Raw genomic sequence first — 17461 nt, 5'->3', positions numbered from 1 at the left:
ATTTACTCTTTAAAAAAACATTTAACATGTGGATGTACTATCTGTAGAAAATACAGATTTAGCAATCATAAAGTTTTTTTATCTTAATAATATTTTTATGTTTACAAATACTTACTATAGCCCTCCTAAGAACTCAAATACATAAGACATAGATAGCTGTGAAGAAATTCTTAGTTCTCCATTGGTTGGGTTTAAATTTAAAGCAACATTTCCTTGTATACCTCCGGGTATGGTAATGTTTGTATCAGTCATTGTTACAGTTTTCACAGCTCCGTCTGCTCCTCTGATCTCGTTTCTGACAAATTTTATTGGGTTTGCCGATCCTAGTCCTACGATATCAATATCACCATAGTGATAATCAGTTGCATCACTATTATTCAACTCATTACTCCCATCAATATGGCACACGAAGGATACTCTAACTATCGTATTGTTTAGAGGCAGAGTGGTCACCAAAGTATTAGTTCCCCCTGGTCTGAATCCTCCTGATACAGAAGGTACTCCCTTGGGCGCAATGATCACTTTGCCGGTAGCACGGTCAATCATTAATGGGGTCACAGTTGTTCCTGTATTAGCAGGAATATTAGCGGTTACACTTTGAGACAATCTCATAGTTCCTTCAATATCCAAAGTGGTGGAAGGCGAATTTGTTCCAATCCCAAATTTTCCATCACCTGTTATTCTTGCTTTTTCTGTGCCTAATGCATTACTTCCTGCGCTTGTAACAAATCTTATAGGGGTGGCAGTGGCAGTAGCATGCGTACCAATAACAAGACTGGTTGAGCCTCCTACAGTAAATATCTGAGCGTCGGCTCCAGAAAATTGCTGAACACTTAATTGAGCGCTATTTCCCCCATTTAATAATAGACTTGCAGAGCCAGAAGTTGCCAAATTTGTCTGACTCAACGCTCCACTGGAATTCCAGGTTGTTCTCTGGTCACTTCCAACAAAATTCATATTCTTGCTATTAAGATTGAGTGTTCGGGTTGTTCCTGCTCCGGTTAGAGAACCATCTGAATTGTAAATATTAACAGGCGCATCGATCAATTTTTGCCATAAAGCACCGTCAAAATAATAATATCCAATAGAGGTGATGTTTGCTCTCTGGGAGGCAGCAGTACCTGTAGAAACGTCTGTAATATAAACCAATGCACCTTTTTGGTCTACACCATATAAAGTATTCCCTTTGTTAGTAAGTTCTAATCTGGTAAGACGCGGGGCCTGCAATCCTGTAATATCGGTAGTTAAAAGAACTCCACCTGCATCTTTTTTACCGTTCACATCCAATGTGGATTTTGGTGTTGAAGTATTAATACCTACACTACCTTGCTGAGCGTGTGATATTGTGAATGATCCTAATAAAAGGACTCCTGTAATTATATTATTTTTCATTTTCGTCATATTTAAAAGTAAAGTAATTGAAACCTGCATTCTGAAATGAGGCTTGTAAGATTGTGTTTCTGAAAATTTAAATAAAAACAGGAGGAGCCCTTCCTAAAATAGAATCTAAAAGTAATATTTGGCTGTCGCCTGGATAAAAGTAATTGAATTTTGTTTTTGCTTCAATATATTGCTGTGCCACCTCATATAAAGGAATGTTTGAGATAGAATGTTTAGACTGAAAATTCTGAAAAGAAATAACAGCACCATTAGCCCCTTGATATATTACAAGAAAAACATCAGGAACGGAAGGATCTTCTATTAATATATTATTATACTTATTACCTTCATCACTTCTTTTTGAAGTACCCGTTTCCTTCTTTTCTGTTTTTTTAGCAACCGATTGTTCAATTTTTTTATGAGAAGGTTCAGTAAGACGGATAATTCTATCATTTTCTAGTTCCGCTATACTCGTAATAGTTGTATTGGAGGCAATATAGATTTCTGCCTGGTAAATCCCTTCTGAAATCTGTTTATGTTCAGATTGATAAACATGGGCATCCTCACAAATATAAATTGAAGCATCATTGTTAAAATAAATTTGCGAAGAAAAAAAAGAAAAGTAAAAGCAAAATAAAATAACATAAAGTCTCCTAACCGAAAACCTTTGATAAGATTTATTTTTTTTTACGCTACTAATCATTTGTTATTTTAAAGCACAAACGTAAAAAAAAGGTATTAAATTGTAAAAAAAAGCAGGTACTAAAGAGATACTACTTTCACGTAAAACACTGATTACATGCAGATTAAATTACACGATATATAAATAATGTACTGCCTTCATACATTAAGCATAAATCCATGTCAATGTTCTAATGCTAATTAGTTCTCTCCATCCAACCTGTTTAATTTTGTAATAACGAGTCATAATAATTGAAGAATTAGCACCTTATTTTTGGCATTTTGAAGTATTGATTTCTGTATTTATCCATGTTCACAAATAATATATTTATAATTTTCTCATTTACATTAATCATAACTTATTTTATCATAATCAACGTAACCATTATTCAAAAATTTAATTCATTTTCGAAAATATGCAGTATTTTCTTCTTATTGTGCTTTTAATTTTAAGAATACCTAATTACTGTTAGGATTAAGATAAAAAAGAAACTTATCTTTGCTATACCACTTAAACTAATAAATGAAACTAACTAACGTGATTAAAAATGAGAAAAGTGTACAAAAACATTTTTGGAGAAGTTATCTCCAAAAGCAATGCTGTGAAGCTAAACGAGTATCATCTGTATTATTATGACGAAAATACAGAGGTATTAAAAGAAATTGAATTCATCAGTGAAGACAATATATACAACATCAATTATTTTCTAAATGATAATGATGATGAGGAACAAATACTGGATTATCTAAAAGAAAAATCCGACTTTTTTGACATTGAAAAAAGAGAAACAGGTGAAGGATACATTATTTCTACCAATAAACTCTACTCTTTGTCTGTAGATGACCATCCTTTGATTTCCAAAACCGTTTTTACCCTAGATGATCCTGAAAATTTCATCTGTTCTCAGGTCATCGATAACGAAACAGAAGAGCCACAATTTGAGAAAACCGTAAAATGCTGGTATACCACAGATGAAAACGGAGAAAAATACGCAGCCATAGAATGCAGCTATCAGGAAGACGGAAAACTGGAACTTGCCATTGATAAAACTTCGGATCCTGAAAATGAACAAAACTGGGACCATTATGATGATGAAACCTTCCAGGAACTACAGGATAAATTCGTTACAGATATCAGCTATTATAAAACTGCAGCACTGCTGCCCAAGGAAGCTTATCAGCAATAAATAAACTCCTTTTAATCACTCAATCACAATCTATTACTATGGAAGAAAATCCTATTTTCTTTGCGGACGGGAACGATCCGGAAATGATAAAAGCCTATCAAAAAGCACAGGAAACCTTTAAATATTTCTGGCGTGAACAGTCATGGGAATACAGAAGAATTATCCCAGGGCTGAATGTTGCCTGTGTGAAAACACTTTTTGAAGAACATAATGAAGAAACCGGTGAAAATCTCGCTGAACATATGTGGATCAACGAAGTTTCTTTTGATGGTGATTATATAAAAGGATATCTCATCAACGAGCCTAATAGCCTTAAAAATATAAAGGTAGGTGATTACGTAGAGATTCCTTTGAAACATCTTACAGATTGGCTTTTCGCCATCACTCCAAGTACACCCAAACCTAAAGGACTAGCCAAGCTGTTTTCTTCTTCATCCTCTGCACTTCCAAAAGCTTATGGAGGATTTACGATTCAGAAGATGCGCGCAGATATGTCTGCAGCAGAAAGAAAAAACCATGATAATGCATGGCAGCTTGATTTTGGAGATTACAATGATATTCATGTGGTTCATAAACAGAAAGAAAGTCCGGAAAACCTCATCGAACATCCTATGAGCAGAAATATGAAAGATGAATTTGTCAAATTCTTACAGCAATATCCTGAAGAAATCATCAATATCGACGAAAATGGATTAACGCTTCTACACCGAGAAACCATCGCGGGAAACCTTACCACTGTACAGGCTGCCTTGAATGCCGGAGCAGATAAAAACATCCGATCTGTAAAAGGTAAAACAGCTTTAGATTATGCGAAAGCATTCAAATGGGAACATATCATCCCGGTTTTAGAAGATTAAAAGATAATTAATCAATAAAAAAAGAGAAACGTGAGGTTTCTCTTTTTTATTTTTAATGGTTTGATTGAATAATATTTTCCACCAATCCATTTTCAATAGGGTTTCCTCCGCCATTATTATAGAAGTCGAGAGGAATAATTCCCAAACGTTTTTGTCCCGAATAATTGGTGTATTGCTTCAACCATGGATTCATCGCAGGATCTACCCCTATTCCACCCCAGGCATATTGATAAGGGGTATGATGAAACGCTCCAAAAGCAATACTATTAAAACTTAGATACAAAATAGACTCATTTTCGGAGCCTTTTTTCATTGCTTTTTCAAGATTTTCCTGTACGAATTTCACTTTTTTGTGCGTGTCATAACTTTGATAATTATCTTCTATATAGAACTTCTGCCCCAATGCATTTTTAGTTTCAAAGCTTTTATCATCTTCCCACGGCCCAAATCTCACCCCAACTTTATTCTTATCTATTCCTGAATTTCCCGTATTCAGATCAAACCTGTAAAAAAATACAATTTTACCTCTTACCTGCCCCAGTTCAGGAATCGAATTCCCCTGATAATAAAGGCCGTTATACTTTTTAAGATAATAAATAAAGTTTTCAGAAATATCCTGACCGCTTTTTTCATTGTTCACACCCATCAAAATGGTTTCGGAAGGATGATCTCTCAGAAATTGCTGACTGGCATTCAACACTTCCCCAAAGGTAACATCACACGAAATAATTCCATGATACAGACTCAAAGGATCTGAGGAATTGGAAGCATTCACCAATCGGATATCCAGAAAACGAATTCCATCTTCAAGCTGCTGGTGAATATCATAATTCTGACAACGGGCTCCAAAAGCGGCTGAGGAAATTTTATAAGTCCCGGAATCATGCGTTCCCGGAATACTCAATGCCCTCAGTGAAGTACTTTGGTTTACTTTAGCCATCCATTCTGATGCATTAAAATTCATATAAAACTCGGTGACTCCCGAAACAGAAATATTACATTTGAAAGTGACATTCTGATCCGTTTCTAAGATATAGATTCCTGAAACTTTTTTCAGATTCTTGCTTCCAATCCACCAATTATTCTCCAATTTTGAATTATGTCCCTGCCCGATTTGGATGTCGCGCAATTCACAATGTCTGTTATGATAATCAAAAGACAAGGTACAAGTAAAAGCAAAATTTAATTTCCCCGGCATTGCATCATTAGAACTGCAGCCAATGGCATTACCGCCTGAAATCTTACTTTTAAACCAGTTGGCAACAGAATCACTGCCATGTCTTCCTGCCTGAACATCAATCTCCCAGGTATTTCCCGATTTCTGAATGATATCCGCTGTATTTTCCCAAGGTTCTCCTGAAGAAATACTATGATCGGTTATAACGATCCGTACATTACTGACTCCTTCCATCATATGAAGGAGAAACCTGTTGTGTTGTTTTGTTGGCATAATCGTATGATTTTGTGATATTTATTTACACTTACTCTTACAAAACTATAGAGAAACCCGATGTAGAACTAGCGTAGAAATACGGATTTTAGAGAATAGGTATTTATAAATAATACACAAGAAATCAAAGAATTCAGTGGGTTCCGATGGTGATTCTATTTAAGAGCAAATTCATGTACCCTCTCTATTTATTATATTTAGCATTACTGAAGCAGTGATCAAACTGCGATAAGATAATATATGCTTATCTAGAATTTAATGTATCTTGTAACAAAATAAGACAACAAAGTGTCTTATTATTAAAAACATATGAGAAAATCAATACTATTATTCCTTGTTTTCTGGGTGATGATCTCATGCCGTTCCATCCATCCGTCAAATCATGCTCATTCTTCAATTCATGATTCATTGGATGTTGCGATAGATGCAATTTACCGTCAGGGAATATTCAATGGATTTGCGGTTTCTATTGTTGATGAAAAAGGGACTTTATATCAAAAAGGATTTGGATTTTCAAATGTAAAAGAAAAGAAACCTTATATGGAGCAGACCATTCAAAATATAGCCTCCATTTCCAAAACACTGGTAGGAATTGCCCTTTTAAAAGCCCAGGAACTCGGCAAGCTGAATCTTGATGATCCGGTTCAACAATATCTTCCTTTTAAAATACACCATCCTAATTTTCCTCAAACTCCTATTACAATCCGACAGCTGGCTACTCATACTTCGTCTATTCTTGATAATGAATTTTATTTAACAAAGAACTATTTCCTGAAACCTGACCAAAATCTGCAAGGGGTAAAGCTTAATTTTGATGATGAACAGATTTTCAACCCTTCTGATTCTCTTATTTCTATGGCTGAATATTTAGAGAATGTACTTTCCGAAAACGGCAAATGGAATAAAGGAAGTTTTTCTACTTATCAACCCGGAACCTTATATGAATACTCCAATACAGGAACTGCCTTGGCTGCTTTTGTGATTGAAAAAGCAACGGGTAAATCTTTTGATGATTTTACCAAAGAATATATTCTGAACCCTTTACAGATGAAGGATTCGGGATGGTCATTTAAAGATGTTAACTTTTCAAAGTTCTCCCAACTGTATGAGAATCCAGATACCCCTCTTCCCTACTATCAATCGGCAACCTATCCTGATGGTAGCTTTATCACTAATATTAATGATTTAAGCAAATATTTGGCTGAGCTTATTAAAGGATACAATGGAAAAGGAACCCTACTTTCTCCCAAAAGCTATAAAGAGTATTTTACTCCTCAGCTTAAGGCTTCCAATTTTACAGAAAGAAATGACAAAAATCCTTACAGTGAATCTTATAACGTAAGTATATTCATGGGCTTTGGTTATACGGGATATATTGGCCATACGGGAGGAGACCCCGGCGTAATGTCTATTCTTTTCTTTGATCCTAAAAATAATCTGGGAAGAATTATGATTTTCAACACCAACTTTTCGGATAAAAAGGGAAATGATGCTTTCTATGGAATCTGGAATGTATTGGAGACTTATCAGTCCAACTTAAAAAAATTACGATAATTAAAATGGCACTTCCTAAAAAGACTTCACGAACAATAACAGCTCATCAAATTGAATATACCTGGATGGCATCGGGTAATGATGATATTATTTATCTTATTATTGCTTTAAAAAAGAATTCCGGACAAAAATTAATAGCCCTTTTTGATTATGTGACGATAGTTGAAGGTAAAAAAACCGAAATACAAATCACTCCAATTATAGTGCGAAAAATAATTGAATATGGAATTATGAAAGGATGGAAAGCAGATCAGAAAGGCAAAGATGTAAAGCTTGGCGTAATGAATGATCAACTCCTTTAACAAGGAAACAAAAAAGAGAAGCAAAGGCTTCTCTTTTTATTTATCCAAATTTTTTCTTTCTCAACCAGAAGAACAATCCTCCAATCAAACCGATAATCACCAGTGGTAGCAATAAATTCAGCCACTGCCAGTTGGTTTTCTCTTCGGTAATTCTGTGTCTGTCGAGAAGTCTTTCTTCAATGTTTCGGTTTCTCAACTCCATCAGGTTGCTGTCATCCAAAAGATAATCTAAAGCATTTCTAAGGAACTGTTCGTTTCCAAACTGCTCGTTAGTCAATAGATCTACGCCTAACGGAAGTGGTTTTCCTTTGATCACTTTGTTTCTTCCCACGTCTCCGTCGGCAATAACGATCATTTTATTTTCCGGACTTGATGTTTTGAATCCAGGATAAGATTTTCTTTCAATTCTTGAGGCATAAGCAGAATTAAACTTTCCTTCCAACGCTACTGCAAAGATTTTTGGAGTACTTGGTTTTTCCATTTGTCCAAGACTGTCTACGCTGGCAATTTCTTTCAGATCTACATAATTTGGCACCTGCTTCAACAAAGTTCTTTCACTCGATTCGAAAAGGACTTTTGTTTTGATATTTTTTCTTCCGCCTAATGTATCAATAGAAGTTGGGAATTCAAATTTTACAGGATTAATATTTTTAGTGATCGGATTATTGTTTTCAGCAATCCCCAACGGATAATACGGCCAAGGTAAACTTGTATATTGTGGATTTCCGCTTACCTCCCCTGTAACCAATCTTAAAAGGGCAAACTTTTTCACATCTTTTACCAAAGCAGGATTGATTCTTACTCCATAATTGAAAAAGAAGTCGGTCATATTAAGATCAACTGGGAACGGCATTACCTTTTTCGCTCTTGTTAAAGTATCCATCTCGGCATTCACGGCATCAATCATCCAAAGAGTTTTACCACCGTTCATGATGTACTGGTCAAGAATTACTTTTTCATTATCTGTAAAAGCTTTTCTAGGTTTTGCAATAACTAAAGCACTCATTTGCTTCAATAATGGAATATCTGCTAATGAAAGTTCGGTTTGATTTTTAGGAATAATAGGACCGGCATCATAATTTTCCATCGCAAGATGCATGAATCCCTGGAACTCATCCGGGCTCAGTTCATCATGATTGACCAAAATTCCTATTTTCTTTTTCTTATCAGCGGCAATATTTTTAATGTTGGAAATCAAGTTGTATTCCAATCCTTCAATTGATCTTGTAAGTTGCTGATCTGCATCTATACCCGCCTGTTGAACAACCAACGGAATAGAAACGCCATCATTTCCATGCTTGATCACTGCATACGGGAAAAGGGTAATCTGAGAGATCTTTCCATCTTTCACATCCGGAAGGATTGAAGGCTGCATTCCCATCGCCATCAAAGTATCCTGAGACATTTTTGTCTTGATAGGATCGATGAATTTAAAATCAATTTTAGGGTTGATCTTTCTGAACTCTTCCAGCATAAATTTGGTTTCACTTTGAAGCTGTTTAAAACTTGCCGGGAAGTCACCTTCAAGGTATACATCCACTGTAAGCGGCTTTTTAACAGATTCCAGTACCTTTATTGTACTTTCAGAAAGGGTATATCTTTTTTCTTTTGTTAAGTCTAATCTGATTCCTGAATATACCAGAATAACAACTAAGGGAATAATGACAAATAAGAAAATTCCCAGTGGAGATTTAGCATTGATCTTCTTCATAATTCTACTTCTTTTTGTTAATAAAATGATTGGACAATACTAATGAAGCACCAATAACCAGTATAAAATAGGCCACGTCTTTAAAGTCGATAAGACCTCTTGTAAAGCCTAAGAAATGCTGGTAAAAACCTATGTTCTGAAGAATGAAATCTGCTCCCCCTAATAATTTATAACTCGCCAGCTGCTCGATTCCAAAATACATAATGAAACACATGAAAACGCCAAGCAGATAAGCCATAATCTGATTCTGAGATAAAGAAGAGGCCAGAATTCCCACTCCTGCAAATGCTGCAATAAGAATAATCAGCCCGATATAACTTCCAAAGGTCATACCCAGATCAATATTTCCTGCAGGAACTCCCAGCACATATACTGTATAAAGGTAAATTAAAGAAGGAATAAGGCACAAAACACCTACAATCCAAACGGAAAGAAATTTTCCTGTTATCAGGTCTGAAACTTTTAAAGGTTGTGAGAAAAGCCAGTTCAGGGTTCCCGTCTGCTGTTCTTCGGCAAAAGTTTTCATGGAAAGTGCCGGAATGATAAACATCAACAGCCATGGTACCAATACAAAATAGCTTTGCATGGAAGCCATTCCGATCTCAAAAATATTAGAATCGTTGTCGAAAAAGAACAGAAAAAGAGTGGTAATCAGACTGAAAGCGGCAATGATCACCCATGCGCTCCAGTTTCCGAAATAACTCCAAAGTTCTTTCTTTAAAATTGCAATCATAGTTTTTTTTAGTAAAGTGTAGAAAAGATGGATATCCTACTCCACAATTATTTGTTTTTTTTATTTTTATTAACGAGTTTCACTGTCATCATAATCAGAAATACAAGAACGAAAAATCCTGTAATTAATTGCCACCAGTAATCAATTACCATAGATTTTAAGATCACTGTAAATACGACCAGAAAAAGAATAAAGGTCGCAATTTCGTTCGCCTGTCTCAGTTTGATATTGGCAATGGGTAATATATCTCCGTTTAAAACCTTTAACTGAAGTACTTTTTTCCAGCACCAGTAGTGGTAAATGGCTAATCCGATAAGGAAAGTCAGTTTCAGATGAAACCAGCCCATCTTCATCAGTCCAGGATTTAAAAAGATCATGACCAATCCACAGACTGCCATGATGACTCCCGCCGGAACGGTAATGATATTCCACAGCCTTCTGGCCATAAAAGTATATTGTTCTCTCAGAATTTTCTTTTTTTCTTCAGAAAATTCATCGGTATCTTTATAATAAACGAAGATTCTCACGAGATAAAAAATCCCCGCAAAATAGCTTACCATGAAGATAATATGTAAAGCCTTGATGATGGTATACAGCATCCTAAAAATTTGTTTGCAAAGATAGTTTATTTCGGAAAAAAAGAGAATTTAATCTAAAATCTTTAGCTTAAAATAATAAAGATTATGGATTTTTTAAAATTTGAAAATAATTTTCATATCCACATTAAAATTGAAACGAAGATTGGAGCCCTGCTGATTTAAATGATAGTCAAAAGGAAGACCATCTCTAGGAGCATCAATTTCTTCCCTTCCTGCCATATTAGTATAAGAAATATTTTTCTGTCTGATGCCAAAGCCAATTTTAGGCATAAAGCCAAACCATGAAGATTCTTTATGAAGCAAAATACTGTAGTTGATATTTAATCCATACTTGGTTCTTTTATAATCTGCTGAACTAAAAGAATAATAAACATCATTTTCGTCATAATAGGTACCTGAAACATTTTTTCCTGTTTGATTTACATAGAAAGCTTCTGCTGATACAAAATGTTTTAATCTCGATTGAGGAGCCAGGCTATAAAAAACTTCCGGTTTAATTTCAAAAATTCTGTTTTTCCCTTCGAAATTTCCAATATTTACGGGAGTTATTTTGCCGGTTCCATATGCCAATTCACCTCCAATCCACCATCTTTCATTTATTTTCCGCATATAACCTACATTATAACGTTGATCACGAAAAGGAGCAAAAGCACTTACGGTAAGTATTGATTTGTAATCATTAGATTGAGCATACACTGTTTTAAAAAAGCTAAGAAAAGCTAAAAGAAGTAATTTTTTTTTCACAAAACGGCTATTAGTATTAGTGTTTCAAATATATTATATTACCATCTATTTAGCAATAATATTTTTTCAACTATTTCAATTCAATTACCAAAACAAACACCAATAATCAATTTTTAATTGACATATTTTTAATATATTTTAGTTTTTATTGATCATCATACTATTCCATACTCCTAGATAAACCAATGATGTTCGTTTTTAAAAAATTCGAGTCCGGTCTGCTCTTTCTCCATGATTGTTACTGTGATCATGAATATTTTTTCATAAAAAAAACAGGATTTCTCATATTTAAAGAAATCCTGTTTTTATGTTATAAATGTAGATCTTTTTTATCTTAAGAGATCACTCCTAATTCCTTTCCTACTTTTTCAAAAGCAGCAATGGCTTTATCCAAATGCTCTCTTGTATGACCGGCAGAAAGCTGTACTCTGATTCTTGCTTTTCCTTTTGGAACTACCGGATAGAAGAATCCGATAACATAAATTCCCTCATCCATCAGCTTTTCAGCCATTTTCTGAGAAAGTGGAGCGTCGTAAAGCATTACTGGAACAATAGCCGCATCACCATCAGGAATATCGAAGCCTTTCGCTTTCATTTCCGTTCTGAAATACTCTGCATTTTCCATTACTTTATCACGAAGTGAAGTATCATCAGAGATCATATCCAATACTTTCAAAGCAGCTCCTACGATACCTGGAGCCAGAGAGTTGGAGAACAAATAAGGTCTCGAACGCTGTCTCAACATATCGATAATCTCTTTCTTACCGGAAGTAAATCCACCTAAAGCTCCTCCCAAAGCTTTTCCTAATGTTGAAGTGATGATATCCACTCTTCCCATTACCTCATTTGCTTCGTGAGTTCCACGGCCTGTTTTTCCGATAAACCCTGTCGCGTGAGAATCGTCAACCATTACTAAAGCATCATATTTATCAGCAAGGTCGCAAACTCCTTTCAGGTTGGCAACAATTCCGTCCATAGAGAAAACTCCGTCTGTAACGATAATTTTGAAACGGTGATTTTTTTCAGAAGCCGCAATTAACTGAGCTTCCAGATCAGCCATATCATTATTTTTATATCTGTATCTCGCAGCCTTACAAAGACGAACTCCGTCAATAATAGAAGCGTGATTCAATTCATCTGAAATAATAGCATCTTCATCTGTGAACAAAGGTTCAAAAACTCCACCATTGGCATCAAAAGCGGCAGCATAAAGGATAGTATCTTCAAGACCTAAGAAATCTGCAATTTTTTTCTCCAGATCTTTGTGAATATCCTGTGTTCCGCAGATAAAACGTACCGATGACATACCATATCCGTGAGATTGGATCATCTCCTGAGAAGCTTTCATTACTTCCGGATGGTTGGATAATCCCAGATAATTGTTGGCACAGAAGTTCAATAGTTTTTTTCCATTGGCTTCTATTTCTGCACTCTGCTGAGAAGTGATGATTCTTTCTCTTTTGTAAAGTCCGTCATTCTCAATATTCTGAAGTTCATTCTGTAAATGCTGAAGGTATTTTTCAGAGATCATTTTAGTAATTTTTTAGATGTGCTAATTTACTAAAAAGGCCGTAAAATAAAACCTTTTATACACTTAATTCTAAAAATTTGGGTATAAAATCAGTTTTAACATTATTAGTCTACAATTTTAGTAGGATAATATTTATATTTGCTTAAAATTTGAAAGTATGAGATTAGAACCGGTACAGAAAGTAAAGATGATAAGTTCAGAAACCTTTATTAAAAGTCATATGAAACCAAGGCTACCTATCATTCTTGACGATTTTGTAAGTGCGAAAAGTCCTGCTTTTAAAAAATGGAATTATGAGTATTTTAAAGATATTGCAGGCGAGCAGAAAGTTAATATTTACGGAAGCGAAATAGAATCTTTAGACAGAGTAGCCAGCAAGCCTATCGGGCAAAGTACTTTTTCCGAATATCTTGATCTGATTACTTCTGCTCCTACAGAACACCGCCTTTTCCTATTCAATTTGTTGAGTATAAAACCGGAACTTAAAAACGATATTTATTATAATGATGTAACGAAAGGAAAAATTTTAAAATGGCTTCCTTTCATGTTTTTTGGAGGGGAAGGCTCTATCACAAGAAATCATATTGACATTGATATGTCTCATGTTTTTATCACTCAGTTTCAAGGTATCAAAAGAATTTGGCTTTTTCCCTGGGAACAATCGGACTTGCTTTACAAACTTCCTTATAATTTCCACAGCATCACCAATGTTAAAGAGCCGGATTACGAAGAATTTCCCGGGTTGAAATATATAAATGGCTATGAAGCTATCATTGAACCTGGAGAAACGCTTTACATTCCTTCCGGCTGGTGGCATTATATCCAGTATGAAACCGAAGGATATTCTGTTTCCATACGGGCACTTCCCTCAAGCTGGCTGGAAAAATGGAGAGGTTTCAAGAATCTCGTGATGATCCGAAGTTTCGACAATGTTATGCGGAATATATTGGGGCAGAAATGGTTTGATTTTAAAGTAGGAAAAGCCAAAAGAAAGGCCAACAGAGCTATAAAAAGACAAAGAAGCTTTCAGATCTGAAAGCTTCTTTTGGTTGTTGTTTATTTTCAAAATTATCTGGTAGACTTTTTTAATACTTGATAAACTTAATATTCTTTTCATCAACCGTAAAGATATACCCTCCCGGAACCAGTTCTGAGATTCCAATCGCTTTTCCTGGCTGATAGGTTCCTTTTGTCACTAATTTTCCATCTAAAGCATGAATAGTGAAATCTACCGATCTGTTCATTCCTTTTAAGTACAATTCATTCTTTGCAGGATTAGGATACAGGCCAAAATTTTCTTTTTCAACGGAAGAAACACTTAATGTATTATCCTGAGTAACGGTAGAATTTTTTTCAAGAATCTGGTATTCATAGTTAAACTGAACACTTGCAATAGGGAAAGACACGTTTTCCTGAAAGTATTGGTTATTTGAAGTGTTATTCAGCACCAAATATGCCGTTTGACCAGCAGTTCCCGTTACTTTTATTGGTAAAGGCATTTCAAAGAAGCTTACTGTTGTGCTGCTTTGTGTCTGAGAAACCTTAAATAAAGTCTGATTTCCCGACTGCTGCCATTTTATAGTATAAATAGGATATCCTTCTCCTGTTACCCAATCGTTAAAAAATTCTGTAAAATCTTTTCCTGTAGACTGAAGCAACGAAGCGTTAAAATCTGAAGTTCTTACATAGTTGTAAGCCAAAGCAGGTCTGGCATGATAATCTTTAAGTGCCTGATAAAAAACGGCATCTCCTAAAATCCATTTCAACATTCTTAAAACATATCCGCCTTTTGCATAAGTAAGTCGGCTGTCAAAGATTCTGTTGATATTGGAAAGCCCAGAATCAGGAACATAGACACTTCCGGATGTACTGCTTGTGATATAATTGATTTGACCTAGTAGATAGTTCATAAAGTCTACATTAGGCATCAGAAGTTTTTCATTGGCTACATGCTCTCCAAAAGTGGCAAAACCTTCATTCAGCCAGATATCATTCCATGCACCACAGGTTACTTTGTCACCAAACCATTGGTGGGTAAGCTCATGGGCAATCAGAATTTTACTCCAACCTCCCATTGAAGACATGGTCTGATGCTCCATTCCTCCACCATACATGAATTCCATGTGGCCGTATTTTTCATTACGGAAAGGGTATTCTCCAAAATAGGTTTCAAAAGTATTCATAACCTGTTTCGTCCATTGAATATTACTCATGCTCGTTGCATCAGAATTCGTAGACGGGTATACATAGTTAACAAATGGAAACGGAGGGTTCCCAATAGTATCTGTCAGCTTCACGAAATTGGTAATAGATAATGCAATCAGATAAGCTGGAGTTGGATACATGGTTCTCCAGAAGGTAAGTTTTGTGCTTCCTGTAGGAAATGTTTCGGACATCAGTTTTCCATTGGCAGCTACACTATAATTCTGTGGAGTGGTAATTTTAAAATCAAACCTTTCTATTTTATCATTTAAGCTTTGCTTAGTCGGAAACCAATCCTGGGCACCATAAGGCTCATTTAAAGTAGAAAGAACAGGAGTTCCGCTCTGAAGCGCTGTTTTAAAGGCATCATTAGTTGTAGAAGGCGCTCCGGAATAGTAGATCGTCAGAGAGTCTAAGGTATTCGCAGGAATAGAAGCGGGAAAATCAATTTTCAGTTCTTTTGAAGGCAACTGCTGAAAACTGGTGATATTGGTTCCGTGATATTTCACCTGAGAAACTGTCAGCGTATTGGAAAGATCAAAATAAATGCTTCCCATATTCTGATTGGGTTTAAAATGTGAGGTAACCGAACCGGAAATATTATACACTGCCGGATTAAGGGTAACATCCATTCTTTGGTACTGCAGGTCGTAATTCAGTGTATTGGCATTCACGTTACCAACATTCATTTTTTGGGTGAAAGATTTTTTCTCCTTTTCTATCAACCCTTTCATATCCGTATTTTGATTCTGTTTCTGTGCATAGAAATGCTGCGATATCAAAAACAAAATCCCCAGAAGGTACAATTTTCTCATTCTTGCAAATATTTTAATCAAAGATAAAAAAAACCTTTTAATCAATGATTAAAAGGCTGTTATAATATATAAAATAAAACATAATTAAAGATCCAGTGCAGGTTCGAGAATTTTCTCCATTCTCTTTTTAACCATATCCACCGATCCCGAATAATTGTTTACCATTAAAGAGAACACTAAAGTTCTTCCTGTATTTGTTTTCAGATAACCTGCTAATGTTTTCACTTTGTTCAGTGTTCCTGTTTTAGCAAAAACCTGTCCGTTCCCTCCTACATTGAACATTCTTTTCAATGTACCGGATTGTCCTCCGATTGGCAAAGAAGTCAGGTAAGACTGGTAATATTTTTCTCCCATCAAAGACGTCAGGAATTTCACCTGAGAAATAGGAGTTACATTGTTACTTCTTGAAAGACCGCTTCCATCCATGTAAGTAAGCCCCATCATATCAAAACCGGCATTTTTCAAATGGTCTGTAACCACTACTCTTCCAGATTCTGAAGTCTGATCACCCATTTTCTGAAATCCTACCGTTCTCAGTAAGGCTTCTGCCAAAGAGTTATCACTGTGTTGATTTGTATAATAGATAATGTCGCCTAAAGTCGGGGACTTGTAAGCGGCAAGCATTTTTCTGTTTTCTGGGGAAGCATCTGTCATTTTCGGAGTTACTTTTCCGGTTACAGGAATTCCGCTTTTTACAAGACTTGTTCTGAAAGAATTGGCCAGATAAGCCGGTGCATCAGGCAGTTTTGTTGTTAAAGCGCCGTCTCCTTCATATTTTTCAGCATATACCATTTGGTGAGCATATGGAGATACGTAGAAAAATTTCTTATCGGTAGAGAAACCTGCTTTTTTAACGATCAGTTTTTCATTGGCCGGGTTTATTCCTCGGGTTGTTCCTGCAGGCAGGTAGTAATTATTGTTTTCCAACCATACAACATTTTCCGGAAGCATTGAAATATTGCCTTTGAAAAGCGCTGTCTGAATGATAATATCACCATTTACCTTTTTGATTCCCTCTCTGGAAATTCCTCCTATGAAATCTGAAATAATGTCTCTGTAAGATGAAGCACCTGCTTTATTGGTTCCTAAAGAAGGATCTCCACTTCCTATCACATAAAGATTTCCGTTTAAAACTCCATTTTCATCAACAGTTCCTGAATATTCCAGCTGAGTCATCCAACGGTAGTTTTCTCCCAACAGATTCATTGCTGTTTCTGTAGTCAGTAACTTTGTGGTAGAAGCCGGAACAAGAGGTGTATTTTCATTATACGAAGAGATTACTTTCTTCGTTTTCGGATCGTACACAACAAATCCCCAGGTTGCATTTTTCAACACCGGGTCTGCTATCATTGTGTTTACATTAATATCTACGAGCTCTTTTGCAGACAAAACGGTTTTTTCCACCATCGAACTAATAGGTGAAGGTAGATTTAAACTGCTTTTCTGGTTATCATAATTCTGAGAATAAAGAACGGTAGAAACGGTAGATTGTGCCAGGAAAAGACCAGAAGCCAACACCGCTGCGCTTGAAATATATTTTCTGAAATTTACCATGTATTTTCTTTTTGTTCTATAGGTTTGGACTGTATAAAAAATGATAGGTTAAATCATTACATTAAAAAGCCAAACACTTAATCAACGATCAAAAGTAGAAATTATTGTCATACAACGGACCATGGCAGTCTTATAAAAGAGTGTAAAGTTTGTTAAAAATT

At 35.5% G+C, this 17461-nt stretch carries 15 protein-coding genes; 5 read left to right on the top strand and 10 right to left on the bottom strand.

Annotation, left to right across the window (positions count from 1 at the left end):
• Positions 1-114: 114 nt before the first annotated feature.
• Positions 115-1392: a hypothetical protein gene (locus ACL9RH_RS01400; RefSeq protein WP_422691539.1), complete on the bottom strand. Its 1278-nt coding sequence runs from the start codon at positions 1390-1392 to the stop codon at positions 115-117.
• Positions 1393-1468: 76 nt separating this feature from the next.
• Positions 1469-2083 (bottom strand): hypothetical protein, encoded by a 615-nt coding sequence (locus ACL9RH_RS01395; protein WP_422691538.1) that lies wholly within the window; start codon positions 2081-2083, stop codon positions 1469-1471.
• 535 nt (positions 2084-2618) lie between these two features.
• Here ACL9RH_RS01395 and ACL9RH_RS01390 point away from each other — a divergent pair.
• Both ACL9RH_RS01390 and ACL9RH_RS01385 read left to right on the top strand, forming a co-directional pair.
• Positions 2619-3248 carry a hypothetical protein gene (locus ACL9RH_RS01390; protein WP_422691537.1) on the top strand — a complete coding sequence of 210 codons (630 nt, stop codon included), beginning with the start codon at positions 2619-2621 and terminating at the stop codon, positions 3246-3248.
• A 38-nt stretch (positions 3249-3286) separates the two neighbouring features.
• Positions 3287-4105 carry a DUF2314 domain-containing protein gene (locus tag ACL9RH_RS01385; protein ID WP_422691536.1) on the top strand — a complete coding sequence of 273 codons (819 nt, stop codon included), beginning with the start codon at positions 3287-3289 and terminating at the stop codon, positions 4103-4105.
• Positions 4106-4157: 52 nt separating this feature from the next.
• On the opposite strand, the gene ACL9RH_RS01380 is transcribed toward ACL9RH_RS01385, so the two are convergent.
• Entirely contained in the window at positions 4158-5555 is a 1398-nt protein-coding gene (locus ACL9RH_RS01380) for a phosphatidylinositol-specific phospholipase C (protein WP_422691535.1), read from the bottom strand.
• A gap of 309 nt (positions 5556-5864) precedes the next feature.
• Between ACL9RH_RS01380 and ACL9RH_RS01375 the strand changes: the two genes are divergently transcribed.
• Positions 5865-7109 (top strand): serine hydrolase domain-containing protein, encoded by a 1245-nt coding sequence (locus ACL9RH_RS01375; protein ID WP_422691534.1) that lies wholly within the window; start codon positions 5865-5867, stop codon positions 7107-7109.
• Positions 7110-7114: 5 nt separating this feature from the next.
• Positions 7115-7411: a hypothetical protein gene (locus ACL9RH_RS01370; RefSeq protein WP_422691533.1), complete on the top strand. Its 297-nt coding sequence runs from the start codon at positions 7115-7117 to the stop codon at positions 7409-7411.
• Positions 7412-7451: 40 nt separating this feature from the next.
• Here ACL9RH_RS01370 and gldG read toward each other — a convergent pair whose 3' ends face one another.
• The 5 genes from gldG to kbl all read right to left on the bottom strand — a co-directional run bounded on the left by gldG (position 7452) and on the right by kbl (position 12729).
• Positions 7452-9122 carry a gliding motility-associated ABC transporter substrate-binding protein GldG gene (gene gldG, locus ACL9RH_RS01365; protein WP_422691532.1) on the bottom strand — a complete coding sequence of 557 codons (1671 nt, stop codon included), beginning with the start codon at positions 9120-9122 and terminating at the stop codon, positions 7452-7454.
• A gap of 4 nt (positions 9123-9126) precedes the next feature.
• The gene (locus tag ACL9RH_RS01360) at positions 9127-9855 is read right to left on the bottom strand and encodes an ABC transporter permease (protein ID WP_422691531.1); all 729 of its coding nucleotides are present in this window, start codon (positions 9853-9855) and stop codon (positions 9127-9129) included.
• A gap of 47 nt (positions 9856-9902) precedes the next feature.
• The gene (locus tag ACL9RH_RS01355) at positions 9903-10454 is read right to left on the bottom strand and encodes a CopD family protein (RefSeq protein ID WP_422691530.1); all 552 of its coding nucleotides are present in this window, start codon (positions 10452-10454) and stop codon (positions 9903-9905) included.
• Positions 10455-10547: 93 nt separating this feature from the next.
• Positions 10548-11198: a hypothetical protein gene (locus ACL9RH_RS01350; protein WP_422691529.1), complete on the bottom strand. Its 651-nt coding sequence runs from the start codon at positions 11196-11198 to the stop codon at positions 10548-10550.
• A gap of 334 nt (positions 11199-11532) precedes the next feature.
• On the bottom strand, positions 11533-12729 hold the full coding sequence (gene kbl / locus ACL9RH_RS01345; protein WP_422691528.1) for a glycine C-acetyltransferase: 1197 nt from the start codon (positions 12727-12729) through the stop codon (positions 11533-11535).
• 157 nt (positions 12730-12886) lie between these two features.
• On the opposite strand from kbl, the gene ACL9RH_RS01340 reads away from it, so the two are divergent.
• Positions 12887-13765, top strand: coding sequence for a cupin-like domain-containing protein (locus ACL9RH_RS01340; RefSeq protein WP_422691527.1), 879 nt, complete (start codon positions 12887-12889; stop codon positions 13763-13765).
• A 49-nt stretch (positions 13766-13814) separates the two neighbouring features.
• On the opposite strand, the gene ACL9RH_RS01335 is transcribed toward ACL9RH_RS01340, so the two are convergent.
• The gene (locus tag ACL9RH_RS01335; RefSeq protein WP_422691526.1) at positions 13815-15746 is read right to left on the bottom strand and encodes a M1 family aminopeptidase; all 1932 of its coding nucleotides are present in this window, start codon (positions 15744-15746) and stop codon (positions 13815-13817) included.
• Between the two features lie 84 nt (positions 15747-15830).
• Positions 15831-17300, bottom strand: coding sequence for a D-alanyl-D-alanine carboxypeptidase/D-alanyl-D-alanine endopeptidase (gene dacB, locus ACL9RH_RS01330; RefSeq protein WP_422691525.1), 1470 nt, complete (start codon positions 17298-17300; stop codon positions 15831-15833).
• Positions 17301-17461 lie beyond the last annotated feature (161 nt).

Source organism: Chryseobacterium sp. Mn2064 (assembly GCF_049319685.1).
Taxonomy (GTDB): domain Bacteria; phylum Bacteroidota; class Bacteroidia; order Flavobacteriales; family Weeksellaceae; genus Chryseobacterium.
The sequence above is the reverse complement of the archived record's forward strand: the minus strand, read 5'-3'. Positions and strand labels throughout refer to the sequence as shown.

Coding starts and splice junctions, on each gene's coding strand:
- ACL9RH_RS01400 (WP_422691539.1), bottom strand. CDS start 1,392: ATGAAAAATAATATAATTACAGGAGTCCTTTTATTAGGATCATTCACA.
- ACL9RH_RS01395 (WP_422691538.1), bottom strand. CDS start 2,083: ATGATTAGTAGCGTAAAAAAAAATAAATCTTATCAAAGGTTTTCGGTT.
- ACL9RH_RS01385 (WP_422691536.1), top strand. CDS start 3,287: ATGGAAGAAAATCCTATTTTCTTTGCGGACGGGAACGATCCGGAAATG.
- ACL9RH_RS01380 (WP_422691535.1), bottom strand. CDS start 5,555: ATGCCAACAAAACAACACAACAGGTTTCTCCTTCATATGATGGAAGGA.
- ACL9RH_RS01375 (WP_422691534.1), top strand. CDS start 5,865: ATGAGAAAATCAATACTATTATTCCTTGTTTTCTGGGTGATGATCTCA.
- ACL9RH_RS01370 (WP_422691533.1), top strand. CDS start 7,115: ATGGCACTTCCTAAAAAGACTTCACGAACAATAACAGCTCATCAAATT.
- gldG (WP_422691532.1), bottom strand. CDS start 9,122: ATGAAGAAGATCAATGCTAAATCTCCACTGGGAATTTTCTTATTTGTC.
- ACL9RH_RS01360 (WP_422691531.1), bottom strand. CDS start 9,855: ATGATTGCAATTTTAAAGAAAGAACTTTGGAGTTATTTCGGAAACTGG.
- ACL9RH_RS01355 (WP_422691530.1), bottom strand. CDS start 10,454: ATGCTGTATACCATCATCAAGGCTTTACATATTATCTTCATGGTAAGC.
- kbl (WP_422691528.1), bottom strand. CDS start 12,729: ATGATCTCTGAAAAATACCTTCAGCATTTACAGAATGAACTTCAGAAT.
- ACL9RH_RS01340 (WP_422691527.1), top strand. CDS start 12,887: ATGAGATTAGAACCGGTACAGAAAGTAAAGATGATAAGTTCAGAAACC.
- ACL9RH_RS01335 (WP_422691526.1), bottom strand. CDS start 15,746: ATGAGAAAATTGTACCTTCTGGGGATTTTGTTTTTGATATCGCAGCAT.
- dacB (WP_422691525.1), bottom strand. CDS start 17,300: ATGGTAAATTTCAGAAAATATATTTCAAGCGCAGCGGTGTTGGCTTCT.